This window comes from Pseudoalteromonas sp. SIMBA_162 (assembly GCF_046535955.1).
Taxonomy (GTDB): Bacteria; Pseudomonadota; Gammaproteobacteria; order Enterobacterales; family Alteromonadaceae; genus Pseudoalteromonas; species Pseudoalteromonas marina.
In genome coordinates this window covers 1-236 of the sequence record NZ_JAWJBQ010001206.1, presented here as the reverse complement: position 1 = coordinate 236, position 236 = coordinate 1, and the positions used below count along the sequence as shown (strand labels likewise).

1 protein-coding gene is annotated in these 236 nt (G+C 62.3%); it reads left to right on the top strand.

Annotated features, from left to right (window positions below):
* Window positions 1-236, top strand: a 236-nt coding sequence (locus R0J88_RS23490; protein ID WP_410901389.1) for a class I SAM-dependent methyltransferase, incomplete at both ends; no start/stop codon positions are given.

Here is a 236-nt window from a genome sequence, read left to right as displayed (position 1 = left end):
CTGGTCGGCCTGGTGCGCCTGTTCGCCTACAACCTCGAACAGGTCAATGACTCGGTGGACAGCGGGACGTCGCGCCTGTCCAAGTGGGCGCTGAGCGTCGCCTACGCGCTGGCGCGCAATACGCTGGCGGGTTCGAAGCGCAATATCTCGGCGCATTACGATCTCGGCAATGATCTCTTCGAGCTGTTTCTCGATCGCGAGCACCGCATGTATTCCGCGGCGGTGTTCCCCTATCC